The following is a 24822-nucleotide window of genomic DNA, read 5'->3' as shown; positions in this document are numbered from 1 at the left end:
TACATTCTACCTAGCACATCACTATCACTGCTCGTTTTATGCTAACTGAGGTGCGTTATCCAATCAGCGACCCAAGTTTCTGCAGCTTCCCATGGTTCAAAATACTCACAAGCATCAACATCAAGGCGTTTTACGGGCAATGTCGCATTGAGTTCCTGAAGTAGTGCGTCAATTTGACGCCCCGCTCCGCAGTAGGTATCGCCATAACTGCTGTCACCAAGCGCTATGACACCGCATAACTTGCCGGTCATCATTGGAAACTGACTTTGCATTTGTAAAAACAGTGGTTGCAAGTTGTCCGGAATATCGCCTTGGCCCGTCGTTGAGCTGACAAATAATGCATTGCTTGCTGCTGTTAAATCGGCGATAGTTGCAGACGAGTAAACGTTTACTTCATGACCTGCAGTAACTAAAACCGACTGGATCTTTTCCGCCAGACCTTCTGCGTTACCGTACATACTCCCCACAAATATTGCGACGTGTGCCATTATTGATATTCCTCTTCTGTCGTTGGCCAACCTAATTTTTCACACACTTTAAGCATCTCTTCACCAAGATTTGCTCGTATGACAATCGGTTCATTGGTATAAGGATGTACAAAACTAAGTCGAGTTGCAAATAACATCAAACGTTGTACACCAAACTCATCATAGAAAAAATGATTTTGCGTGTTGTCACCATGATTTACATCACCAATAATTGGATGAGCTAAGTGCTTAAGATGGCGCCTTATTTGATGTTTTCGACCTGTTTTTGGAAAACACTCGACGAGACTATATCGGACGGTAGGAAATTTACCCAGTGGGATGGGTAACGACGCTTGGTATAAACAGCGAAAATCCGTAACTGCAGGCTGAGCTTCTTTGTCTTGCTGAGCGAACTTATCTGCAATTTTGTCCAACTCTTCTTTTAGTGGCTTATCGAGGGTTACTTCCTCTGGTGCAAAACCTCTCGTTAATGCTAGGTAACGTTTTTGAATAGTTCCTTCGATAAACAATTGATTGATGACTCGAGCATCTTCCGAGCTTAGAGCAAACAATAGTACGCCTGACGTTGGTCTATCCAAACGATGGACAGGAAACACGTGTTGACCAATTTGATCTCGAAGCATCTGCATTGCAAAACGAGTTTCTCGTTTGTCGAGGAATGATCGATGGACTAATAAACCAGACGGCTTGTTAATAGCAACAAAATGCGCATCCTGGTACAAAATTTCTAATTCATCTTGCATAGTTCGTTTACTACTTTGTAAATAGGGTATCAAGTCGCGTAATCACGCTGTATACACTGCTCAGTTTTTGTGAATTTGGGTAGCTCACTTCAAGCATTGGGAGTAGTGAAAGTTGAGTGGGTAATGCTTGTTCACTTTTGATGAGTTCATTCATTTTGGGAATAAAAACAAATTGTAGCCACTGCCCAAATGTCATCGTATCGCAGCAAAAGGGTGCACTAGAATTATAAGCACTGTGACTCAAGGGAGCACTTTGCCACAGATTTTCTTCATGCATGGCGAGCTGCAGCGCAACCAACAAATCAGCGATTAATTCGTAGCGATTTTGCATTGTAAACCCCATCTAACTAAACATGCGTGTAATTGTACCTTGAATAAGAAGACTTCCCAACATTCTAAATTCTCAGCGAAACCAGTATAATAAGAGTAGGCGGCATCGTGGGAATGTTTTGTGACTTCGAGCAATTCCCGCCGTATTCAACACGACCAAGATAGTTTGGTGTAAGTAATCAAAAGACGGTAATAAACAATGAATTCAAATATTTCGACATTAGGTGAACTCTTAGAAGCGGCAGGCACACAATGGCGTGCTTATGACGTCGGCCGACGTATCACTAAACTCGATAAAGCTGAATTTACACAAATAGAACTTGGCGCACGCCCCTATCCTTTCCCGTTAATGGGCCATGCCCACATAGCCATTCAATTCTGGGATAAAAATGCCACGCAAGACCCATATGTCTGGTTTTTAAAATTCCCGATTGACGAACAAAGTAAGCTGGTTTTGGCTACACGTGATCATTTCGCGAATTTAGTGTTAGAGGCACTTGGCACAGAGCTTACCAGCGAAGATGCGGATGGTAAATTGGATAACAATCCGTATGTATTTACACCGAATGCCAACAAACTAGCCGCATTCAACGCCTTGATGAAAGTAGAAATAAAACGTCCTGCCTCACAGTATTATGAAGCAGTGGAAAACTATTTCCATGCACCACTCATTCATGATTGGCAAACACTCGCGGTACAGGGCTTAGCGGATTTTGCGATGCGTTTAGAGCACGGACAAAACCAAGCACTTTTGCAGTCTCACTGGCAGGTACTTCCTGGAGAAGTTCAAAATACGCTGGCAGCGATGTTAGAACACGTTGCGATTTCAGTTTCCGTCACAGAGTTAATGTCGAAAAGCATTGACGATGCACTTGAAAACCAGAATAAAGCAATGTTGATCAATAGTCTAAGAGCGATTAGTGGTTCTTCGTCGAAAGGTATTTTAGAAAAATGCGTAGACAACACACTGGATAGCGTTTTTGCAACTGATAGAGAAATTTTGCTCATTTTAGTGGGAAGATTATGGCAAACATTTATCTTGCCTGAGCGACTATATGCATTGTTAGATAACGCAGCGCAAGTAGGTGAAGGTGACTTTTTCGCAGGTGTATTTGCAGATTTGGTTGCAATTCCAGCGCTTCGCCCCCAAGTATTAAGCATTCTTAGAGCACCAAGTCGCAGCGAAACGCTTTCGCGCGCAATAGGAAAGTTATTTAACGCATGATAACACTATGGATGATAATGGCAGTGGCGGCAGTGATTGCCTCATTCTGGATGAGTCGCGTCGTTGCTGACGCCGCAAAAGTACACGCAGAGCGTCAGGCCGAGTCATTGAACGTCCAACTACTGAGTGTTGCGATGAAACGATTTCGTTTAGGTATCAACCGAACGGGCAAACCCGGAATTAAAGCCGAGTTTGTTTTTGAGTTTTGTTCTGATGGTGATTCCGTCTACCAGGGTTTGCTGTACTTAGAAAACGAACGACTCGTTAAAGTCGATATTCCTCCACATCGCATCCGATAAAAAAGGAAGCAATTGCTTCCTTTTTCAATTTAGCTCTTTAAGGTACTTTTCTTCGGCCAAAAATAAATGAAATTACGGTTAGAACAACAAAAATAAAGAAAAGTATTTTTGCCATACCTGCAGCTGCGCCTGCTATACCACCAAACCCGAATGCCGCTGCGATTAATGCTAGAATTAAGAATGTTACTGCCCAGCTTAACATAACGCTTCCCTCCTATTGTGTGATAACGTCAAGTGCACGCATTTCGTCATGACATAGCTTCATGCGCTCTTTAATTTGATATAGTGCTGCTTCACAAGGTGCAGGCACTGTTGTAGCGAGCGCTTTATTCACCTTTTCTAGTACTTTGTCTTCAAGTTCCTCTAGCTGACTTAAGTAAAGGTGGATGTTGTCTTTTTTAAACATGCCAATAAGGTGAGTGTAAGACTCACGAATTTCTACCGCAAGCGCATTGCCCTCTTCAATACTGCCTTCGTCCGCGACGACAAAAGGTTGTAGCAATGCTATAGCTCTTACTTTTTCCGTGATCATTCTCGAAAATACATCGTTATATCGATTGTCTGTCGTTTCGCTTGCTGCTTTTTTGTAAAAATCAATTCCACTGTTTAAAACTCGAATAAGTGATTTCACTGCTTCAAAGTTATAATTTGAAAGTGTCATTATAATGCTCCTTTTATTTAATCAAGTCATATCACTCCTTTCAATTTACAGGCCAAATTATAACCTTTTGTATTTTATATACTTTTAAAAATCATGATTTAATACTTCGGTAAATATTTCAATGGCAACCATTACACCTCGGTAATTTTTTCATTAACTAAAAATGAATATCCACAGTGAAATTTTTACCGGAATATTTTTCTTACCATTCTCATCAAATCACATTCAACAATTACAATAAAATCAACTTTTATTTATTTTTCAACAACTTATATTTTGGCACACTGTCTGCAATAGTTAACTCGAACAAACTTCAAAGGAGAGTAAGTTATGAACAAGCTAATTATTGCAGGTGTAATTTCGACAACTTTAATGACCGCTCCAGTTTTTGCAGCACAAAATAGCTGGGAAAAGGAAGCAAATGATGCATGGATTGATGGCAAAGCTGAAGCAACCTTGTTATTTAACGGCGAGTTGAACAACTTTGATATTAATACGGACGTGAAAAACGGTGTGGTAACTCTGACCGGAAAAGTAGAAAACAGCGTTGAGAAAAAACTCGCTGAAGAACTCATCGTAGGCATTGATGGCGTTAAAGACGTCAAAAACGACCTTACGATTGTAAAAAGTAACAACACGGAAACGAAAGCATTGGAAAAAAATGACAAAGGTGCCGATTTCACCGACGCGAAGATCGCAACGGTCATTAAAACACGTTTTCTTTTTGATGGTGATGTCGACGGAACCGATATTGATGTCGACGTAGTTAACCGTAAAGTTACTCTGACCGGTACGGTCGCAAGCGAAGCGGAAAAAGATCTTGCAATTACGATTGCTAAGAACGCATCTGACGTGACCAGCGTGAACGATGAATTGGAAATCGTAAGCGAATAATTCGGACGTATCACCTAAAAGTGGGCAATGTTGCCCACTTCTCTCTCGTAAACGCTAAGGACAAACTATGAAAAAATCATTGACGAAACTACTACTCATCTCAGTCGCCACTTTCTCTCTCCGCTACCGCGGCCATAAATAAAAAGCCCGTTGAACAATTTGATGTCTACGCAGGTATTGGCTACGGTCAATATTCTCTCCAATGGGAAGATAGAGAACGAGACATGGAGTTTGACGACGATTCAAGTATGCTCAAAGCGTACGTTGGGACTTACCTCACGCCGTATTGGAGTGTCGAGCTTGGCTATGAAAACTTCGATGAAGCAAGCGATATAGACAACTATGCGGAGTTTGATGGATTTACGCTCGGTACTCGTTTTATCGCGCCAATTACAGATTACGTAAGCCTATATGCAAAAGGTGGCTGGTTCGAGTGGGATGGTGAATTCTATGCAGATGTCCCTGCACTTGGGCGAATCTCCTCAAATAGTAGCGGTGGAGACTGGTTCTATGGCGCGGGCATCGGTTTCGATCTTTCCTCAAATTTAGGCGTGCGGTTAGAGTACTTGCGTTACGAACTTGAAGAGAATATTGAACCTGACCTCGATGTTGCCTCAATTTCTTTAGAGTACACGTTCTAAGTTGCTCAGTATTTCCCCTTTAGACCCTTTAAGTGCGCCTATGCGCACTTTTTTTGTAGATGACATCGAGCGCCGTAGCGTTCTTCCTAGATTGAAACAAGACTCATCACGCTCAAATCCTTAACTTCCCCCTCTTTAAACAATACAACGGAATTTCATAACGAAGTCTATCCAAAACTACCTTGTTATTTTTAGTCGGTAATTTTTACACGATACCTGAAAAACATACTGGCTCACCGTTCCATAAAAACCTATCCTATTGTTTTAAATGAAAAAATAAATGGCAACCATCTTGCAGTTATCAAAGAGAAGAATCATTCGTTATAAGGAAAGAAACATGGCAACTTCAACTCAACCAACTAAAGGTAATGGTGCAAATGGCGAGCACCCTGTCTCAGATAACCTAGCGAAAACATTGCACAATTCAGTTGATGCACTACACGAAACAACGGCCAACGCAGAAACAACCATTCGTGATAAGAGTGAGCATTCAAAACAAGCTTTTGATGCTCAAGTCACTGATCTGAAGAAGAAATGGAACAAATCAGAATTGAAACGTTATGCGAGCGAAAACCCCATTGCGACCGCAGGTGTCGCTTTCACTATTGGTGTATTAACGACACTGCTTGTGGGAAAAAAATAGTATGAACTCGACAAAGACCTCCCTAAACACACAACGTCCCTCTGCGTCTGCGCAGGGGGGCAGTGAAGATAATTGGCATGTGTTATTAAATAGCCTACAAGACACATCGTCTGCTTACCAAGACCTCCTGAAAAAAGGGATTGGTGCATTACAAGCTAAGTGGAAAGCCAACTTGCGTGTACTGCTTATTGCTTTTTGCTTGCTCTGCTTTGCCGTTACAGTGGGTGTTGTATTGTGGTTTTGCTTACATGCGTTACTCGCCTACTCCTTAGTCTACTTAGGGGTGAACTGGCTTGTGAGTGCAGGCCTTTTAATGACGATAAACGTGTTCATTATGTATTATTTAATTTCGACAGCAATGAGTCTATTTAGCGCCTCAGCTCGCTCAATATTTCAAGATGACGAACACATCAATATACCTTAAACCCTCTTTTGTTGATTGGGAGCTTTGAAAATGACTCGATTGTCAAACTGGATTTGGGCTCAATGTCACCTGAAAAGCCGTAAGAAAAAAGCTGCTTTCGAATGGCAACGTCAATATTGTCATTCGAAGAAAGCGGATACGTTGAAGCTGATGAAAACTCAATTAATGACGCCAGTCGGGATTAGCTCAATCGCCATACTCGCATTGACTCTAACTAAGCTACCTAAACGACAGCTTCTACGTTGGGCTGTATTGATAAAACGAGCATTATAAACATGTTTCACATACGCCTCGTTATGACAAACACGATTTGAGCATGTCCACACTTACCGGCTTAAGTAAAACATGTTCAATACCTAACTTTTCCATTTTTGCCTTGTCGGGTTCGTAACCGCTGGTGATGGCAATTCGCATGTTAGGGTATTGCAAACGAAGTTGAGTCGCCAAATCAAGGCCATTTTCATCGGGGAGCCCAATATCCATCAACACCAAGTCCCACGGTTCTGACGATAATGTCTCTTTGCAGTGTCTAGCACTTCCAACCCCTGAACAATTAAGCCCATAGCGCTTAACAAACGCTCTAATAATTTTCGACTATCTTCGTCATCTTCCACGACCAAAACACGCTTTATGGTATCACGGGATTCTTTCAGACCAAAACACGCTTTATGGTATCATCTTCAGTTCATCAATGCGCTCTATCACTTTGACAATAGCAGCTTTCAATAACATTGGCTCTATTGGTTTATTGATGACATCAAGACAACCCAAAGCACTTAACTCTTTACGAGTGCTCGCTTGTGCTGCTGCGGTTACCGCAATGACCGGAATTGACAAGTTCTTAGAATAGAGTGAGGCGAGAACTTGCCTGCCATCCATCTGTGGCAAATGCAGGTCGAGTAAGATCATCGCGTAGTTTGAAATACCCTGTTCCAGTTTGTGAATAGCCTCAACACCATTGCTTGCAACATCTACGTTAAATCCCCAGTCTTCAACATGTCGCTTAACTAGCTGTTGGATGTCGAGATTGTCTTCCACGACTAATATCTTGGTATGAGGTTTTGCCTGCCAATTGAGCAGATTAGGATCGTAAGAATGGTCTAAATCTAAAGGCGTATTTTCACAAAGTTCACTTGGAACTGTAAAAGAAAAACAGCTCCCTTCGCCGAGCTTTGATTCAACTTTTAGGGTTCCACCCATGAGTTCAACCAAATTAGCACTAATGGCAAGACCTAGTCCAGCGCCTTCATGGGCTTTACTTGTCACATTCTGAACTTGACTGAAAGGTTCAAAAATTCTAGCGAGATCTTCTTCAGGAATCCCAATGCCAGTGTCTCGCACAAGACAAGTAAGTTGTCCGTCTTTTTGTGTTACGTCCAAACAAACTTCACCAGAAAACGTAAATTTAATGGCGTTATACAACAAGTTAATTAAGATTTGCTTTAAACGTGTTTGGTCACACAAAATCCAATAATCTTCCGGCGAACGATTTACGATGGTAAATTGCAAACCTTTACTTTGCGCATTTAACTGGAATATATCACTTAAATTATGGATAAGTGCGTTTACATTTGTAGGTGTGTTTTCTAATCGGATTGTGCTTGATTGAAGCTTTGATAAGTCAAGCACATCATCAAGCAGCTTTAAAAGATGTTCACCATTGTTATATATAATCCCTAATTCAGAGCGGATTTCTTGCTGAACATTTTGGCGCATTAACAATTGTGTGTAACCCAAAATAGAGGTCAGTGGGGTCCTTAATTCGTGGCTCAAATGGGCTAGGAATTGATCTTTGGCACGGTTTTCAGCCTCCGCTTTTAGTCGTTCCACTCGCTCTCTTTTTAGTTCCTTCCGAGCAAGTGCATATCGAATTGCCCGAATAAATCGAGCATTGCCGAGTTCAGATTTCACGACAAAATCTTCAGCTCCGGCTTGCATTGCAGCTTCATCTAACGCTGCATCAGCCTGACCGGTCAGCATAATAATAGGCGTTTCGACGTGATTTTCTTTCGCTATTTTGAGAAGAGATAAACCACTCTCATGGCCTAGACGAAAATCCAATAAACAAAGATCGAATGACTCGTCAATAAGCGCAGCGATTGCACCATCTAGACGGCGGTGCCAGGAGATGTCGAAATGAAAGTCAGCGATGTCTGAAAGCCGGTCCTCAGTCAACACAAAATCATCTTCATCATCTTCGACTAAAAGTATTTTAACGTGTTTGGCATTTAGACTTTGACTTACGTGCTCTCGGTTCACATTGCTTCCTTTCGCTTAAACTATCTAGGTAATTCGACTATCTCTATCCAATATTTGCCAAGCTCTCTCATCAATGTAACAAGGCCTTGAAAATCAACAGGTTTACTAATGTACGATGCTGCGCCCAAATCATATCCTTTCAACTTATCTTCTTCTTGAAGTGACGTGGTTAAGATAACAACGGGGATCGAACGCAAGCTCGCGTCTTGCTTTATCTGTTCAAGCGCTTCTCGACCATCCATCTTTGGCATATTCAAATCGAGTAAAATTAAATCAGGCCGCACATACTTTGAAATATCATCATAGGGAGGGTCATTTCTCAGGTAATTAAGTAGCTGTTCGCCATCTTTAACAAATTCAATTGCATTCAACACTCGACTTTCAGCCAGTGCGTCCCGTGTAAGTAATTGATCGTCTTCGTCGTCGTCAGCCATGAGTATTTTTATTGGAATGGCTTTTCTATTCATAATCTGGGATCTCTGTATTTATTGTCGGTTGTATATCACGTTGCAATGTGATGTAAAAAGAAGCACCTGCATCCACCTCAGAATGACAGGTAATTACTCCGCCATGTCGCTCCACAATTCGACGACAAAGCGTTAGACCTATTCCGGTTCCTGGATATTCAGAACGTTCATGTAAACGTTGGAAAGGCGAGAAAATTTTTTCTTCATATTGTGGATCAAAGCCAATTCCATTGTCTTTCACTAAGATGCAAACACTTTGGAGGTTGTCCGTCGGCACTTCTGCGATGGATATTTCAGGCACCACATTTGATTTTCTGAATTTCAGCGCATTGGCTATCAAGTTAAAAAACAATTGTCTGAGCTGACTGTCATCACAACTCACGGTCGGTAATGATGCAATTTCAATGTTTGCCTTTGTTTCTTCTATTACCACTTCCAAATCGTCTAGCGCTCCATCGACGATTGGATTAAGAGGTTGAGTCACAAACGGTTTTCTTTTAGTCGCGACCCTGGACAGGGCGAGTAAATCATTGATAAGCACAGACATCCTTGCAGCTGCATTCTTCATTCGCATTAGGTAGTCTCGACCTCTGCCATCTAACTCGCTTCGATAACTGTTTTCCAAACGGTCACTAAAAGCCTGAATTTTTCTCAGCGGCTCTTGTAAGTCATGTGAAGCAACAAACGCAAAATCTTCAAGTTCACGATTACTTTTGTTAAGTTCATCAGCCAGTAGCTGAAGCTTAGCGGTTCTAGCTTGCACTTTGAGCTCAAGATCTGCATTCGCATTTGATAACGAAATTTCTGCTCGCTTTGAGTCGCGTAAATTCTTAAACACCAAGGCCATCGTGAGTAACACTAACGAAATACTGATAAAGGCAAACCACACGATGTTGCTAATGGCCCCGCGCTTCACTTTGTTCAAAAAGTTACGCTGGATGTCACGAATCGCCGTTTCTTCCTCAATAATCCGGTTATATTGCTGTCTAAGATCTAACGCCGTTTTTTCAATTGTTCTGACCAGCGCCAACGCGCTTTGCTTGTCTTCGCTCGCTTTGTCTGCATGTTGTTTAAGTTGAGATACCTGAAGAATAGCGGTATTTAAGTATGTTTTTATTCGTTTTTGTTGTGGGAGACTTTCTGATTTTTCTGCCGTTACTCTGGCAATGTTTTCATCAAGCTCAGTTAAACTTTCAAGCAATGGTCCAAGCGTCGATGTTTCTTTTGTCAGTAAGTAAGACTTAATACTCGACTCGGCGTTTAACGATGCTACATGTAAATTGTCGATTGCTAAAATTAACTCACTTGTGTTTTCCATCCCTTTTTGCAACGAGTCCAAGTCTTCAACATTTTTAAAACCGACAACAACGTTACTAACCAGAAAACCAATGCAAATTGCCATCGCTAACCAAACACTTAACAAGCTTGAGGACAGTCTATTAAAGGCATTCACTAAAGAACTCATCGCGCTTCCTTGGAGTTAAGCGCTTTAAGTAACTCACTGCAATCCAACACACTTTTTAAGATGTTATCGGCGATGCCTTGTATTTCTTCATTTTCAGGTCCAGTTGAGTTGATCAGTTTTAACAGCTCCGCGTTCATCGAAATTTGATTGAGTGTCTTTCTGACATCATGCAAGAGTTCATCCTGCTTCATGGTGTCATCCATAATAGTCCTTATCTTTATTCTGTGATTTGATAACTTGTAAGACGGTTGTACAGTGTTTTTGTACTTATCCCAAGCATCTTAGCTGCAGAAGTCTTGTTGCCATCCACCGATTTCAGTGTTTCAAAAATAAGCGCCTTTTCAACTTCTTCTATCGTTTTCCCTGCCTGCACATTGTGCAAAGTGGACCCCGATGAAGGTGCCACGATATTATTTGATAACTCATTGAGACTAGGCTCAGATCGCTGTGAGGAAAACACTGAAAAGGGGGATGAAAATGCGTTGTCAAACACCAGCTTATTTGTGGTCTGATCGGCCAAAATATAAGCCCGATGAACACAATGCTTTAGCTCGCGAACATTACCTGGCCAATCATAGAAACTCAGTTTTTCCAGATCTTGTTCGCTTACTTCATACCGCGTGTTTCCTTGTTGATTAAATTTGTCGAGGAAAAATGCGACCAACAGAGGGATATCTTCTTTGCGATCTCTCAACGGCGGAATCGTGATAGGAAAAACGGCAAGTCGGAAATAAATATCTTCCCGGATCACATTTTGGCTCGCCAGTTCTTCCATTGTGCGGTTTGTCGCGGAAATTATACGGCAATTTGTTTTTATTACTGACGTGCCGCCAACTCGGGTGAGAGAATTAGTTTCCAAAACCCTAAGTAGGTTCGGCTGCAAATCAATCGGCATTTCCGTCACTTCATCAAGGAATAATGTCCCCTTATTCGCCTGTTCAAACACACCCATTTTTTGCGATACTGCGCCTGTAAAGGCACCTTTTTCATGCCCAAACAGCTCGCTGCCGATTAATTCTTTTGCAATTGCGCCGCAGTTAACGCCAACATATTTCCCTTCAACTTCACTGGAATTGTGAATAGCCTGCGCAACCATTTCCTTACCTACCCCACTTTCTCCCTGAAGCATGACATTAGCATTTGTTTTCGCCACTCGCGCAATTAAGTCATAAAGTTGGTTCATCGCCGGCGAATCGCCTATCAAACAACCAAAATGGAGTTTGCTTGTAGTTACAGGTTTTTTCTTGGGAGACAAAATACTCGCGAAGTCTTCCGCAATGAGAGGCTTCAATAAATGAGTGATGCCATCTACACACAACTTTTCAAGCGCTGTTTTTACAGATGGGTGCCCGGAAATGAGCGTCACTGGAACTTGACTCCCTTGCTTTCGTAACCAATCCACAAGATGGAGTCCACTGCCATCTGGCAGCATGAAATCGATGAAGAGATGATCGTAATGTTGATGTTGGAGCAGTGCTTGCGCTTCTTCCACACTTAATGATATGTCGCACAGGCACCCTAGATGTTCCAATATACGTGCCGCTATTTGAACAAACTGATCGTCATCATCCACTAATAAAACGGTTTTCACTTACTCTCCTTGCTGAACTTCACGCACTTGGCACCATCATAACCAAGCTTTTTGGTCTAATTTCAAAGGACATTTTGTCAAATTGATGCACTTCGCCATCAATTGCAACATTTAGCTTTTCTTGAAATTGCAAATGCACTTTCTTACAACAAAAATGGCGCACCGTGTTGTCGTTACTTGGTTTTTCACCGAGTAGCACTTGAGCAACACTTAAGTAGTCTTGCACATTTTCTCGATGAGGTACAATTGTTACGTCCAACTGACCGTCTTGATAGTCCGGTTCAGTGCGTCCTCCTTGCGCTAGAATAGTGACTTTAGGTGCTGCGTTCGCAACAACCAGACTTGCACAATGCACGACCTGCGTTTTATTTTCATCCACAGTAACCCGTACTTGTATGTGGTCATTGTCCAACAAGGCATTCATGAAATGTCGGATATAAGCGAACTGGCCTTGCTCATTTTTACTTTCTCGGTCTGAGTCGGCAATCATTTTTGCTTCAATTCCAATCGCCGCCACGAGCAACATGGTTATGCCATTACACTCTATTGTGTCGATATTCTGTAATTTACCAAAAAGTAAAGTACGACAAGCCCTATCAATCGGATCAAATTTAGTGACCACACCTTGTAAAACATGAGCAAGTGAGTTTGCAGTACCGAGTGGAAGTATCCCAAATGTGCATTGATTTTCCATTGCAACTTCGGACGCTGCAGCGAGCGTGCCGTCACCACCTCCGGCTACAAAAACGTCTAACTCATGCTCGTTAAACAACAGCTGAGCCGATTCGCGGGGTGTTTTATCTACCTGCGTTTTAGCAATCACTAAGCGATAGCGTGTGGTTAAATACCCCAGAATATCGTTTTCGTACTTCATCCATTTTCCACCGCCTGCTACTGGATTGACCAACATTCCAAGCCGTTCTTTATGTTGTAAGAGATCATTTTGATGTAAAGCAGTTAGGGCTCGGCGTTGTTGTTTGTTCAAACGAGCCTTTATTCTGTGTTGTTGAATACTTTCCATTACTGTGTCTGTGTTCGAAGAGGCACTTTGCGCTAAAAAATAGGCAGCACAGACAAACACTGAGCGACCTCGCCCAAGTGCACAGTGCACTACAACACGGCGCGATTCGCTATGCATAACTTCAATCCAAGCGAGCGCTTGCGCTAGTTGAGCTGGACTAGGAATATGATGATCGAGAATGGGAATATTGAGGTAGAAAAATCCTTCATCGCTTTGACTTAAGTTAAGACCATCGTATTCAGCGGTAACATCTAATATGGCTGAGATCCCCTCGGCTCTCAGCATTGGCACATCCGATGTTGAAAGTCGGCTCGCAACAAAGACGTTTTCGCTTAACTTTGAACAGGCTACATGACCTTTTTGTCTGCAAACAATCCAATTGTAGGATTGAGCGACAAACAGGTAAGGCAGTAAAACGATTTTTACTAAAAGTGGTATTTCACCAGTACTACGCTTTCTAAAAATGGTTGGCCGATTAAATAAATAAGCTGCTGATATGAGCGCTACAGCACTGAATGCCCAGAGCAACGGATAAACAAGCCAAGAGTTTTTAAAGAAGACTACACATAAAGCCAACAATAATGAGATAACAAGATTGTATTTGAACATTTTCACGTAAGCTCTCCCTCTTGTGGTATATCCTTGCACTTTCAGGTTGAACCTTTACTGTAGCTTTTTGTTCCTTAACCACAACTGATTACTCGGGTCTAAAATAAATCCTTACCTACCCATTATGTTATACAGCTTCGTTGCGCTCTAAAATGGGTTTGCTGAACCCGTGAAAAAGTAATCTTTGGTTTCGCAACTCTCTATAGCGGGTCGGCGGCATGATCGACTTGGAAGACAAGGTAAGTGAAAGAGCGAATCTTAGATTGCACATGTTTACGCGTAAATATCTAGAACAGACATAATTAGTATGAAAAAACGAGGTGAAACACTCCTCACCACGCAGAGTCGAATTGTTGTCAAACGCAGAAAAAACTAAGGCGCAAACAAAAGTCGCGCCTCAATCTCTAGTAATCCTATTTTGGTATCCATTCCTCGGATAGGTCCATTTTATCTCCCCTGATCGGGTATGTGTCCAGTATACCCGCCGTCACTCCATTGTGATCCATCACTAACGCACCCTGCGTATTTCGCTGCATCCTACTTGCGTCCCTTAAACACAGCCCTGTGTTCATTCCTTTTTAAAACGTCCGTGAATGCTTCTTGCTGTCCGTACGAGGTATCATCCATGCCAACCACATCCAGTAGTTTTACCCCATCGCTCCCTGCTCGTCCTTTGCTATCCTAACTAGTGAACTTCCTATTCACTACAATTCAATCCTTGTGAATCCATTCTAACTTCCGCTGTCTTTGACGTCCTGTCCTAGGCTTCCTGCCGTGTCCTTCTGTCGTCTTGACGATATATATAATAGGACATATGTCCGCCAATCCAAGCTATCAATTCAAATTCAAATTTAGTCATATTAAAGAAACAAATTATATCTAATTGTTTTTAATATATTTTAAATAAAAAAATAAGCCACAATGTGTGGCTTATTCCTCTACTACTTACAACCTTGTGAGATATATCTCACACCTCAATTTCCAATTTACCCAACGCGTTTTACTTTGCTATTGCTTTAAACATGACTTCGCCACGGACTTTATTGAACTCCAAAATGTCGTGAACCTGATAACCCAAATGCGCGAAAAACGACTGATGCTTTTCATGAGTAACGAACACGCCAATTCCAGACGCGGCAGGTACGTCGAGGATCATTTCTTCCAACCCTTGCAGCAGGGCTTTACCAAACCCTCGTCCATGTACATGCGGGTCTACGGCAATAAAAGCGAGGAAGAAATAGTGCCCACATGGTGCTAGAGCTTCTCGAATTGCCGATTCTTTGTCTATAAGGGCTTGAGTTTGCAGATATCCCGCACTCATCATCAATCGTAATCGCCAGTGCCAATAGCGCTGAGCTTGCAACTCGCTGTCCGCTTCAATTAGGCACGCCACCGCGCGCAATCGGTCGTCTTCATACAAACCAATCATTGGCTGCTGCCCCTGTCCAAAGCTCGACAACTCTTCGCGGATCAACGCCCTGAGTTTCGTCTCAAACTTCGTTTCATTGCTTGAATCTAAGACACTGCGAAGCACTGGGTCATCATGATAGGCTTGATACAACAAACTCGCTGCAACATTTGTGTCTTCTGGACTCACATACCGAATGGTTAACTCAGTCTGTAATTCTACATTCATAATCGTTCCTTTATTGTTATTCTAAACATTCGCGATATGCGCTGTTCCAACTATAGTTAGTGTGTGATTTTTAATCAAACGGAGGACAAAAATGGATACAACTACGCCTTCTATAGAGAGTTTGTTTGCCCAACTTGGTTTACCTAATGGGCAACAACACATTGATAAGTTCGTAGAGCAACATTGGCTTGAGGCCAGCATTTCATTATCTGATGCCCCTTTTTGGACAGACTCACAAAAACACTTTATTGAGGAATCGCTAAGAGAAGATGGTGCATGGAGTGAAGTAATAGATGAACTAGATAGTATGCTCAGATAGTGTGTGTAAAATCGCTCATACCTTGATAACATGCGCTTTATTTTCTGTAAGTAAAGCGCATGGATCCTATCGTATTAGATGCCTTGTTATCGCTAATTGCTGAAGGCAAAACACCTACCGTCGCGACGACGAAATCCAGACTAAAATCGCCAGTACCAATGCCGACAATTATTGCGGGTATCGCTGCTTATAAGCAGGATCCTGAAGGTGTTGCAAAACTCCAAAAACCATCCTTTAGTTCCACAGCGAAGACAGATTTACAACACCAATCCCAGCTGGATAGGATCGAGGCGAAATTGGACAAACTCCTTGCTTTACTCGATAAGGATGCCTAAATGTTTGTCGTTGATTTAACCTTCGATTGCTACCAAGACACAACCTTAGACAACGCGGAAGCTGCCATAAACCGAGTGGTAAATGCACTTCGCTTTAACGGCCAAATTATTGGTGAAGAATTTCCCACGGTATTGAAAGATGGTTTCTTTATCACCAGAGTCATGTGCCCGGAGGAAGATTCTCTTCACCCACTTAACCACAGCCCTTTCGTCAAACACAGCGTTGGATTGCTGCAAGAAGCAGGGTTACTTGCACCAAAAGTGAAAGTAATTGGGCAAGATATACATTCGAACGGCGCGGATATGTGTCAGGAGTCGAGCTGTTTTATTTTGTATACGACTTACGTACACACCTGCAGTCCACTTTACTGCGGTGATGATTTCCAACCGGTACCTTTATACAAGATCCCAGCTATTGCAAACGGGGATTACAAAGCCCTCATAAAATGGCAAGAAGATTGGCAAGCATGCGATCAAATCCAAATAAACGGCGCGACGCGTTGCGAATTTCCTGCACTCCATGAGATCTCAGATCCAACGAGTGATCTATCAAGGCGTGGCTTAGATTTAAGCAAGCGTATTCGTTATTTGACTCAAAAACCAGTCTATTACTATTTGTATCGCGTTGGGGGAGAAAGCTTAAACGCCGAGCTCGCTCGCAAGTGTCCAAGCTGTAATGGCGATTGGGCTTTGCCTGAACCTTGGTTTGGTCTTTTCAATTTTCGCTGTGACAGCTGCCAACTCGTCTCAAATTTATCGTGGGATTTCCAGTAAACCAGAATCATTCCCACAAGCGGGTAAGTTCACCTGCATTGTTTTTACAAGTGAACTTATCCTGCATTATGTAATAGAAAGCTGCTCTACAAACGCTTCTAGACTGCTTGCGAGCACATGATGTGGTTTTTTGCCAAGTTGCTCTAGGCACACCTTACCCGTTGCCAGCTCTATGGTAATGAGTACATCGTCCTGCTCAGTCAAACCGATGAACACTGTCTCAGGCTGTTTTAAACGTCGCTTCATCAATACATGTCCTGTAATGTTTTCTTGCAAACGTTCAAAATCATCTTTTGACCATGGTTGAATTAACTCGATGCCATGACCTTCGAAGGTCGCTTGAATATTAGGTGCAAAAAACTCGCAGTAGAATTGATGCAGTGCAATAGGAAACTGCACTTCTAGTGCCTTGGCCAATGCGCTCAGAGACTCACCTTCTCGAACTACGGGTCGCCATGCTATTTGCTCATCGTCGAGAACTCCCCCGATCTCACAAGGACTCGGCCACGCATCATCATGAAAAGTCGTTGGGTGTAGTTGATTAAATTGGTTTAAAGTTTGTTGCAATAACAAAGTCTCAGACATGCTGTGAACACCAGTATAAATTGTTATAATTGCGTCATTGTAACGAGATTAAATTGAACATGACAGACTACAGCAACGCACCAGAACTAAAAGCCTCCGTTTTAGGTAAAACGACGGAATATGCAGACCAGTACGACGCCTCATTGTTACACCCTATCGCAAGAAAGCTAAATCGCGATCAAATCAACGTGAGTGATGACGCATTACCATTTAAAGGTGAAGACATTTGGACAGGCTATGAACTTTCTTGGTTAAATGCAAAAGGAAAACCTGAAGTAGCTGTTGCAACGTTTGCATTTCCATGTACGAGCCCTTCGATCATTGAATCTAAGTCATTTAAATTATATCTAAACAGTTTCAATCAAACACGCTTTGATACTTTTGATACCGTAAAAGAAACACTTACACGTGATCTATCAAAAGCATCAAATTCAAATGTTATTGTGAACCTGTTCAAAGCAGACGATTTTAACTGTCTTCCTTTTGGTGCATTACCTGGGGAGTGTCTTGATGACCTTGATATTGAAGTTGAAACCTATTCGCCATCCACAGCGTTATTGGCGTCAAAGAGTGATGATGTCGTTACTGAAACGCTGTATAGCCACTTGCTTAAGTCAAACTGTCTGATCACCTCCCAACCCGATTGGGCGAGTATCATAATTCGTTATACCGGACGAGAAATTTGCCGAGAAGGCTTATTGAAATACCTGATTTCATTCCGAAGCCATAACGAGTTTCATGAGCAATGCGTGGAGCGGATTTTTTGTGACTTGCAAAATGCTTTTGCTTTTGAAAAGTTAGAAGTATGTGCTCGATACACTCGTCGTGGTGGATTAGACATCAACCCGTTTCGATCAACAGACAGTGCAACGACGACACTGAACGTTCGCACTAATCGCCAATAATGTGCATAGATGTTGCGAGCAGTGTGCTTGTTGCTCGCAACATCGACTTTACGACTTTATACTTTTTCTAAGCGTTTGGTTGGTATTGCAACGGAACAAACATCCGTAAAATCTGGTCTAGTTAAAAACCACGCTTCTGGCCGATGTGCTCTGGCTTTAATTAATGCACTAAAATCATCCGATTCCGTGTTCATTACCTGAAATTTGGTATTATCCGATGATGCAACATCGTTCAAAACAACCACATCAGTGATTGGGTTAAACACCTTACCTTCTACCGCTTCTCGGTCCAATTTTTGAACGTGCTCCATGCCCGCTAACACACGTCCAAAAACCGTGATATTCAGATCAAGATATCGCTGAGGCGCTAGAGTGATATAAAACTCCGTTCCGCCCGTATCAGGTCCATCACCACGGGCCATTGCAAATGCTCCTGTGCAATGTGTTTGCCACGTTTTTGTGCCCTCTGCATTCTGCGCGACGGCAAAGCCATGATAAAAACCGGTCGTTGCCGAATAGCCATCTTTATAACCCAATTTATTGATAGCAAGCGGTTGCTTAGTAGACAACGCAAATTCACTAGGAATGGCTTTTTTACCTATTTTAGGTGTTTTAGATTCCTCGGCATCACCACCTTGCGCGACAAAGCCTTCAACAAATCGATAAACGCTAAGTCCCTTATAAAAGCCTTCTCGTGCAAGCGCTTTGATGTTGCCCACATGACCAGGCGCTAACTCAGGGTTTAACTCCACATACACATGACCGCTAGGAAGAGTGATCCGTAACACGTTTTCATTGTCTACTGTACGCCATGCAGTTGGTGGCGCTTTTTGAATAATTTCATGAGGCGACAAATGACAGTAGGCTTGTTGAGAACTCACCATCAGCGCTGCGGCGATAATTGATTTAAATCCGTTCATTTTATTACCTTTTTTGTTTTTACTTTGTGGTTATCTATGGACTTTTTTTGTGAACCAAACCGACTCTATTCCCAATCGAAACGGTACAGCAGGTCGATACTGTTGTATAAGCCGCTCGTAATTTCAACATACAATTTAGACATAATCTGGTAGCGCACAGCAATCTCACTCAACGAGTCAAACACCCCAACACTGTACCTTACCTGCACACTTGGGGTTAGAAAGCCAGTCAACTCAACTTGTGTATCGACCCCTGAGCCTTTAGTACCGACATTTACATCTTGCAAACCGACCCCGCTTCCCACTTTTTGTAATAAGCCCTCACTTCGGCCAAGGCCTTGGCTTATCAACAAGTTTGCGAGTAACACGCTTTTATCCGCATCATCACCACCTAATGGTCTTCCATTTAATAGGTAGGATAGCGCCTGCGCTTGGTCCATCGCAGGTTCCGAGTACACGGTTAATTCGGGTTCTGTTGCAAGACCTGTTAACTGTACGCCCGCGATAACACCATCTTGGGTAGTTTGTGGATTACGTATGGCATTTACGTGAAGGAAAGGTTTATCTAATGCGCCACTAAACCCAACTTGGCCTTTGCTGATAATTAAGTCTTGTCCAAACGCACGAAATTGACCTTGCACCAAAGACAACTCTCCACTCCCCACCAGAGGTGTGTCGTTTTGTTTATTGATTAACAAACTCCCATTTAAGTAACTTTTTAGACCAAAAGAATCGATTTTCACATCATCCACGACGGCTACTTGCAGTGAAATATCATATTTCACTGGTAGAGATTCGGTTTCCAATTCGGCTTCATCTACGAAGACTTGATCCGATGAAACGGCAATCGCGTCTTCTGGTAACGACTTTATGGCAATTCGCCCGTAGGGGACTGTCACGTTGCCCTGCAGGGTCGCTTGATCGCCAGTCCAATCTAGACGAACATCCGTATCCACTTTAAATTCGACTCCTTCTTGTGGACGTAACCAAAAAGACTTGCCGTTTACCCGCATGGCCAGGTTCAATGTATCCTGCCAATTCACATCACCATCGAGATTAAGCGTTCCAGCTTCCAAATCTTTAAGTGCACCATGCACTTGCATCGATTGCCCATTAAGATTAATTGCAAGTTCTGAGTCATTTAGTTTTACAGGGCTTCGCTCATTTTGTGCAGCAAGGCCAGTAACACGCAAATCACCAAAGAACTGTGGAGACTCCATCTCTCCTTGTACTTTTACATCACCCGATAAATCACCTTGTAATTTAAATTCACGATTTAGAAGCTGGGTAAGCATTGGGTCTAGGTAGCCTAAATTGATGCCGTTAAGTACAAGCTCCGCATTAAGCGATGGTTTAGTTTGCCCAAGCTGGGTTTCAATATTTGCGAAAACATGACCTAAAGGACTCAGCTTATTTTGCAGTTGCACATTTATTTTCGCGCCGCTGCCTTTTACATCTAAATCAATCGTACCGAAATCAACCGCATTTAAAATGCCTTCTTGTGACACCAATACCGTTGTGTTCTCACTCGTTAAAGTAGCTAACAATGACGTTTCTTGATTGCCTTTCGCCTGATAGCTTGCCTTGCCCGACAAATGCCCCAGGATATTAATATCCTTAGGCATGAAGTCCTTCACTATGGCTAAATTGATGTCATCCAACTTTACATTTGCATTAAACAACTGTGCTGCACTGTCGCGCTTTGAATCCAAGCAGAAAGTATCTTTCTCTGATTTAAAGCACAGAGGTGATACGGTGAAATCCCCTTCTTTTGCAACCATCAGATTCGCCGTTTCGCTCTGAATAAAATTGTGCCCATTTAGTTTTAATACGGATTGACTCAGTTTGGCACTCCAACGATTTGATAGGTATTTACCTGCGATACTTGAATTAAGCCCGCCCAACTCAGTTTGCACCTTAATATCAATGTTATGTTCCTTTAAGGTGCCTAGTGCATGAGCTGTGACTGAATCAATCTTAATGTCTTGAACCACGCCATTATGTGTTTCAAATCGCACATTCAACGCCTCTTTGCCTTTCTCATTAAAATCAACAAAGGCAACAACATCATTGAGTTCAAAATCAGGTGAAGACATCTGTGTAAAGGTGGCGTCTAGAAAAAGACGAGGTAAAACACGTGTCCCATTTACTTTTAATGACCCTTTTCCTATCAACGTATAAGGCAGAGCGGTAGTCGGGCTTAAATCGATATCCCAATCACCCTTAATGTCTAATTTATCCGCCACTAAACCAGATAAAGCTACTTTGCTCTGACCCAATGTTGCATCTAGCGAGCGAATATTAACATCGAAGTTTTCGTTTACTGACGCACTCAACTTCGCATCCAATGGCAACCCTTCCGCATTACCTTCTGTCGAAAAATCGTTGACATTAATTGAGTAACCTTTGTCAGAGGTAATAAGTTGAAACGCCATATGTCCCGACAAATCAGTTTGATAGGGCACAAATTTAGCAACTCTTAGGTTTTGCCATTGTATACCGCCCTCAAGACTTAGGCCTTTATCGACCCCCAAACTAAAGTTAACCTTTGCATTCACGAAATCACTTACAATCACCGTTTCGGCTGACGAGAACTGAGTAAGTGAACCTGAAAAAGCCGTTTGCAAAGACAAATCACCGAGCTTTTCATGCACCGCTGACAAATTTGCATTGCCTTGATAGCCGTCAACTTTGCCTTCCAATTCGACCGTTCCCGTTAGCGAACTCAGCTCTGGCAGCGTGATAAAAGGCAGATCCTGCCAAGTACCAAAGTTTAGCTTCGCTTGAAATGGCCAATTGTCTTCAAGCGGGTTAACACGGGCATGCAGCATTCCCTGATGGTTTGCTTCGCTGGTTAAAGATAGATTTACGGCGTTCCAAGGGCCCTGAAGGTCAGCTGTAAGGGTGTGACCGTTTCCTTTTATCTGTGTATGGAAGTCCACCATAGATAATGAACCAGATCCACTCATCGAGATTGAGGCATCATCAATACTCAACGAGGCATTTTTGACACTCGCAACGTTGTCCTTAAGTGCAATATTCGCCTTTACAGAACGGATAACGAGCGGAGAGACTTCGCCATTTTCACTGTTCGACGTTACACGGATCTGTTCGACAGAGGCTGTGGATAAGAAAACATCAAATGCAATAGGCAGCGATGAGGGTAGCTCTAATTTAGGCACTTTTATGAACCTTGTTTGTTCAGGCTCGTCGGGCTTTTTATTTTGTTGTAGTGCAATGTCCGCAATGTTAATACGTTTAATATTTACTTCTGATTGCTTTATGCTTGCTTCAAACTCGGTGTGCTTGATCTGCAACTCGTTGTTTTGGTCAGCATAATTGAACTTTTCCACCAAAACATTCAAATCGAGAAAAACATTTGGCAATGTAATGACCGATGCAGATTCGTTTAGGCTATTTTCACTTGATTGAGCTGCTTGGCTGTTGCGAATAGTTACGCTGCCTTCACCTAACTTAGCTCGGATTTTCCAGTTAACTATTCCACGTGGTGAAAGATCGATAGCAAGATCCGTAAGTTCAAGATCTAGCTCTTCGCTGTGATAGGAAAGAGCAAAAGGTTCATCGTCATAGAAACGGCTTTCTAATTGAGAAATTGTGATGCCAGATACGGTGTGATTGACGACCCAAGCTATTGCTTTGTTGCCAGGAATTGTAAATACAATACAAAATAAGATTGTCGCTATTGCGACGAAACTATACCCAAATAAAGTAAATAACTTTTTTAACTGCCTATTTTTCATAGTTATATTTCAGGCCCTAAAACAATGCTAATCCGAGGACTGCTTTTATCACTATTAAGTGGCCATGCTAAATCGAATCGAACAGGGCCTATTGGCGTCAAATAACGTACCCCAAATCCTGCGCCAACAGATACTTCTTCACTAAAATCATTCGTTGCAGTCCCGGCATCCACAAAAAGCGCCGCTCGCCATTTTTCTGCGAATTGATATTGGTACTCCATTGCCCCTGTCACCATGTAGCGACCACCGGTTTTAACATCGTCTTCAGTGGGCGATATGGTTTGATAATCGAACCCGCGGATACTTTGATCGCCCCCTGCGTAAAAACGCAAAGAATATGGGATATCTGTAATGTCTGGGCTAATAATGGCCCCTAAATCAATCCGAGTATAAAGATAGTGTCGTTCATAGCTGCGCAGCCACGCATTTTTCCATTGCACTCGAAACATGTTACTGGAAGAGGCCAATTTTTGACTCGCGCCTTCAATTGCAACCAATCGCTCTTCGCCCCACGTAGGTAACGTGCCACCACGTTTTTGCTTCTTCGCCCAGCTAATACCAGGAATTGTCATGTGCGTCGTTCGAGACACGCCTTCCAAACGATAGTTTTCTTTTTCACGGCGAACAAATGCGGTTCTGACCCAATTAGATGAAGTCAACCACTGACGTTGTAGCTGGACCGTAAGAACCTCACTGAAATTGTCCTCAACCAGCTCATCTTCTAGTTTATAACCGGTGTTAATACGCCACACATCTGCAACTGGGTCATCCACAGGTATTGTATAACTTGCTGTAACATCTCGTTGTTTTTGAGAAACAGACAAATTGGTATCAACATAATGTCCGTCATCAGAGATCCACGGCTTACTCCACTTGAATCGTATTTTTGCACCAAGATCTGTACTGAATCCCCCCCAATTTCATAGCTATTAGCAGGTTTATCTACGACTTCTACTTGAACATCTATTTTGCCATTTTTACGATTGTTTAAAAGTGGGTATACCCTGACGGAATTGAAATAGGGTGTTTGATTAAGTGACAAGCTGTATTGCGATAACTTAGCTGAAAGGTACGGCTGCCCAATGGAAAAAGGAGCTAAACTCAACACAAATGTCTCTGCTTGAGTCGATTTAGAGACAATAACTTGGCCAAATTGATAACGTTCACCAGTCTCCACGTGCAACACAGCCGATGCCTTAGCTTCCTTTTTAGAAACTCTTAATTGACTCTTTACCCATCTAAAATCAAAAAAGCCCATTTCAAGCAAGGCATCTTCTATCTGTTTTTTACTTGCATCAAACGTTTGATGTGATACTGCTTCACCTTGTTTTAACGGCAGACTCTCAAGAAGCTTATTCAACAGTGGATCCTGTTTGCCTGCCCCTGACAGAGTTATCGATACTTTGCTCCAATGGAGCTGCTTATTCAGAGATACTTGAACTATCAAAGCCGTACCTTCATTTGCCCACTGTAATTGCACATCCGGTTCATAATAGCCAAACACACTTAACGCGAGTTCTGCTTGAGAGATGACATAATCAGCACTAATTTGCTCAATGCCTTTGTTTAAAAGCGGGTTGAGATACATGCGAATGTTTTTAGTGATTGGGTCAGGAAGGTTTGGTACTTCGATGGATTTTAGACTGACAACTTCATTTGCACGCAAAGGAGAAACAAAAACGACGCACAGTAGCGAAAGCAAAATGAAAAACGAGCGCAAAAGACCATTCCGTTGAGTGAGTTTTGTGCATACTAACATATTTAAAATTAACGCCACATAGACGTATAACTTAAATTTCAAGCTTACCCTTTTTATTTATCTGTAAA

At 42.3% G+C, this 24822-nt stretch carries 28 protein-coding genes and 1 pseudogene; 11 read left to right on the top strand and 18 right to left on the bottom strand.

Going from position 1 to position 24822, the window contains the following annotated elements; all coding sequences use genetic code 11:
• Positions 1-41 precede the first annotated feature (41 nt).
• From NI389_RS16640 to NI389_RS16630, 3 genes are read right to left on the bottom strand one after another with little or no spacing between them, the layout of a single operon-like run.
• Positions 42-488 carry a flavodoxin gene (locus NI389_RS16640; protein WP_308360941.1) on the bottom strand — a complete coding sequence of 149 codons (447 nt, stop codon included), beginning with the start codon at positions 486-488 and terminating at the stop codon, positions 42-44.
• Positions 488-1231 (bottom strand): tRNA pseudouridine(65) synthase TruC, encoded by a 744-nt coding sequence (gene truC, locus NI389_RS16635; protein ID WP_308360940.1) that lies wholly within the window; start codon positions 1229-1231, stop codon positions 488-490. The genes NI389_RS16640 and truC overlap by 1 nt, the downstream gene beginning before the upstream one ends.
• A 10-nt stretch (positions 1232-1241) precedes the next feature.
• Entirely contained in the window at positions 1242-1562 is a 321-nt protein-coding gene (locus tag NI389_RS16630; RefSeq protein WP_308360939.1) for a YqcC family protein, read from the bottom strand.
• Positions 1563-1760: 198 nt separating this feature from the next.
• Here NI389_RS16630 and NI389_RS16625 point away from each other — a divergent pair, with 198 nt between their 5' ends.
• Both NI389_RS16625 and NI389_RS16620 read left to right on the top strand, forming a co-directional pair.
• Entirely contained in the window at positions 1761-2786 is a 1026-nt protein-coding gene (locus NI389_RS16625; RefSeq protein WP_308360938.1) for a DUF3549 family protein, read from the top strand.
• The gene (locus NI389_RS16620) at positions 2783-3085 is read left to right on the top strand and encodes a DUF3301 domain-containing protein (RefSeq protein ID WP_308360937.1); all 303 of its coding nucleotides are present in this window, start codon (positions 2783-2785) and stop codon (positions 3083-3085) included. Before NI389_RS16625 ends, NI389_RS16620 begins: the two co-directional genes overlap by 4 nt.
• A gap of 37 nt (positions 3086-3122) precedes the next feature.
• Here the strand turns inward: NI389_RS16620 and NI389_RS16615 are convergent, their stop codons facing one another.
• Positions 3123-3287 (bottom strand): DUF1328 domain-containing protein, encoded by a 165-nt coding sequence (locus NI389_RS16615; RefSeq protein WP_308360936.1) that lies wholly within the window; start codon positions 3285-3287, stop codon positions 3123-3125.
• A 12-nt stretch (positions 3288-3299) separates the two neighbouring features.
• Complete coding sequence (locus NI389_RS16610; protein ID WP_308360935.1) at positions 3300-3746, bottom strand: PA2169 family four-helix-bundle protein; 447 nt, start codon at positions 3744-3746, stop codon at positions 3300-3302.
• Between the two features lie 330 nt (positions 3747-4076).
• Here NI389_RS16610 and NI389_RS16605 point away from each other — a divergent pair, with 330 nt between their 5' ends.
• The 5 genes and pseudogenes from NI389_RS16605 (at position 4077) to NI389_RS16585 (ending at position 6621) form a co-directional block, all read left to right on the top strand.
• Entirely contained in the window at positions 4077-4640 is a 564-nt protein-coding gene (locus NI389_RS16605; protein WP_308360934.1) for a BON domain-containing protein, read from the top strand.
• Positions 4641-4768: 128 nt separating this feature from the next.
• Positions 4769-5281: pseudogene (locus tag NI389_RS16600) on the top strand (porin family protein); the annotation flags it as partial.
• 337 nt (positions 5282-5618) lie between these two features.
• Positions 5619-5924, top strand: a complete 306-nt coding sequence (locus tag NI389_RS16595) for a DUF883 domain-containing protein (protein ID WP_308360933.1) — start codon at positions 5619-5621, stop codon at positions 5922-5924.
• A gap of 1 nt (position 5925) precedes the next feature.
• Complete coding sequence (locus tag NI389_RS16590) at positions 5926-6348, top strand: hypothetical protein (protein WP_308360932.1); 423 nt, start codon at positions 5926-5928, stop codon at positions 6346-6348.
• A 30-nt stretch (positions 6349-6378) separates the two neighbouring features.
• Complete coding sequence (locus tag NI389_RS16585) at positions 6379-6621, top strand: hypothetical protein (protein WP_308360931.1); 243 nt, start codon at positions 6379-6381, stop codon at positions 6619-6621.
• A 21-nt stretch (positions 6622-6642) separates the two neighbouring features.
• Here NI389_RS16585 and NI389_RS16580 read toward each other — a convergent pair whose 3' ends face one another.
• The 8 genes from NI389_RS16580 to NI389_RS16545 form a co-directional block, all read right to left on the bottom strand.
• On the bottom strand, positions 6643-6933 hold the full coding sequence (locus NI389_RS16580) for a response regulator (protein ID WP_308362583.1): 291 nt from the start codon (positions 6931-6933) through the stop codon (positions 6643-6645).
• A gap of 81 nt (positions 6934-7014) precedes the next feature.
• Positions 7015-8607 (bottom strand): ATP-binding response regulator, encoded by a 1593-nt coding sequence (locus tag NI389_RS16575; RefSeq protein WP_308360930.1) that lies wholly within the window; start codon positions 8605-8607, stop codon positions 7015-7017.
• 20 nt (positions 8608-8627) lie between these two features.
• Positions 8628-9074: a response regulator gene (locus NI389_RS16570; RefSeq protein ID WP_308360929.1), complete on the bottom strand. Its 447-nt coding sequence runs from the start codon at positions 9072-9074 to the stop codon at positions 8628-8630.
• Entirely contained in the window at positions 9067-10539 is a 1473-nt protein-coding gene (locus tag NI389_RS16565; RefSeq protein ID WP_308360928.1) for a sensor histidine kinase, read from the bottom strand. The genes NI389_RS16570 and NI389_RS16565 overlap by 8 nt, the downstream gene beginning before the upstream one ends.
• Positions 10536-10742, bottom strand: coding sequence for a histidine kinase (locus tag NI389_RS16560; protein ID WP_308360927.1), 207 nt, complete (start codon positions 10740-10742; stop codon positions 10536-10538). Before NI389_RS16560 ends, NI389_RS16565 begins: the two co-directional genes overlap by 4 nt.
• 14 nt (positions 10743-10756) lie before the next feature.
• On the bottom strand, positions 10757-12130 hold the full coding sequence (locus NI389_RS16555; protein WP_308360926.1) for a sigma-54-dependent transcriptional regulator: 1374 nt from the start codon (positions 12128-12130) through the stop codon (positions 10757-10759).
• A 19-nt stretch (positions 12131-12149) separates the two neighbouring features.
• Entirely contained in the window at positions 12150-13760 is a 1611-nt protein-coding gene (locus tag NI389_RS16550) for a diacylglycerol kinase family protein (protein ID WP_308362581.1), read from the bottom strand.
• A 1000-nt stretch (positions 13761-14760) separates the two neighbouring features.
• Positions 14761-15396 carry a GNAT family N-acetyltransferase gene (locus tag NI389_RS16545; protein WP_308360925.1) on the bottom strand — a complete coding sequence of 212 codons (636 nt, stop codon included), beginning with the start codon at positions 15394-15396 and terminating at the stop codon, positions 14761-14763.
• Positions 15397-15487: 91 nt separating this feature from the next.
• Between NI389_RS16545 and NI389_RS16540 the strand changes: the two genes are divergently transcribed.
• Genes NI389_RS16540 through NI389_RS16530 form a run of 3 tightly spaced genes read left to right on the top strand, consistent with a single transcriptional unit; the run spans position 15488 to position 16824 of the window.
• On the top strand, positions 15488-15715 hold the full coding sequence (locus tag NI389_RS16540; RefSeq protein WP_208843017.1) for a DUF2789 family protein: 228 nt from the start codon (positions 15488-15490) through the stop codon (positions 15713-15715).
• Between the two features lie 59 nt (positions 15716-15774).
• Complete coding sequence (locus NI389_RS16535; protein WP_308360924.1) at positions 15775-16050, top strand: hypothetical protein; 276 nt, start codon at positions 15775-15777, stop codon at positions 16048-16050.
• Entirely contained in the window at positions 16051-16824 is a 774-nt protein-coding gene (locus tag NI389_RS16530; RefSeq protein ID WP_308360923.1) for a Zn-ribbon-containing protein, read from the top strand.
• A gap of 66 nt (positions 16825-16890) precedes the next feature.
• Here the strand turns inward: NI389_RS16530 and syd are convergent, their stop codons facing one another.
• Positions 16891-17409: a SecY-interacting protein gene (gene syd, locus NI389_RS16525; protein WP_308360922.1), complete on the bottom strand. Its 519-nt coding sequence runs from the start codon at positions 17407-17409 to the stop codon at positions 16891-16893.
• A 59-nt stretch (positions 17410-17468) separates the two neighbouring features.
• Here syd and queF point away from each other — a divergent pair, with 59 nt between their 5' ends.
• Positions 17469-18314, top strand: coding sequence for an NADPH-dependent 7-cyano-7-deazaguanine reductase QueF (queF, locus tag NI389_RS16520; protein ID WP_308360921.1), 846 nt, complete (start codon positions 17469-17471; stop codon positions 18312-18314).
• Positions 18315-18370: 56 nt separating this feature from the next.
• Here queF and NI389_RS16515 read toward each other — a convergent pair whose 3' ends face one another.
• The 4 genes from NI389_RS16515 to NI389_RS21150 form a co-directional block, all read right to left on the bottom strand.
• Positions 18371-19234 carry a peptidylprolyl isomerase gene (locus NI389_RS16515; protein ID WP_308360920.1) on the bottom strand — a complete coding sequence of 288 codons (864 nt, stop codon included), beginning with the start codon at positions 19232-19234 and terminating at the stop codon, positions 18371-18373.
• Between the two features lie 65 nt (positions 19235-19299).
• The gene (locus tag NI389_RS16510; protein ID WP_308360919.1) at positions 19300-22995 is read right to left on the bottom strand and encodes a translocation/assembly module TamB domain-containing protein; all 3696 of its coding nucleotides are present in this window, start codon (positions 22993-22995) and stop codon (positions 19300-19302) included.
• Between the two features lie 2 nt (positions 22996-22997).
• Positions 22998-23819 carry an autotransporter assembly complex protein TamA gene (locus NI389_RS16505; protein WP_372588606.1) on the bottom strand — a complete coding sequence of 274 codons (822 nt, stop codon included), beginning with the start codon at positions 23817-23819 and terminating at the stop codon, positions 22998-23000.
• Entirely contained in the window at positions 23717-24715 is a 999-nt protein-coding gene (locus NI389_RS21150) for an autotransporter assembly complex protein TamA (RefSeq protein WP_372588605.1), read from the bottom strand. The genes NI389_RS16505 and NI389_RS21150 overlap by 103 nt, the downstream gene beginning before the upstream one ends.
• Between the last annotated feature and the right edge of the window lie 107 nt (positions 24716-24822).

Origin of the sequence: Pseudoalteromonas xiamenensis (assembly GCF_030994125.1) — a bacterium.
GTDB classification, from domain to species: Bacteria; Pseudomonadota; Gammaproteobacteria; order Enterobacterales; family Alteromonadaceae; genus Pseudoalteromonas; species Pseudoalteromonas xiamenensis_B.
Note: the sequence above shows the minus strand (reverse complement) of the source record. Positions and strands in the feature narration are given on the sequence as shown.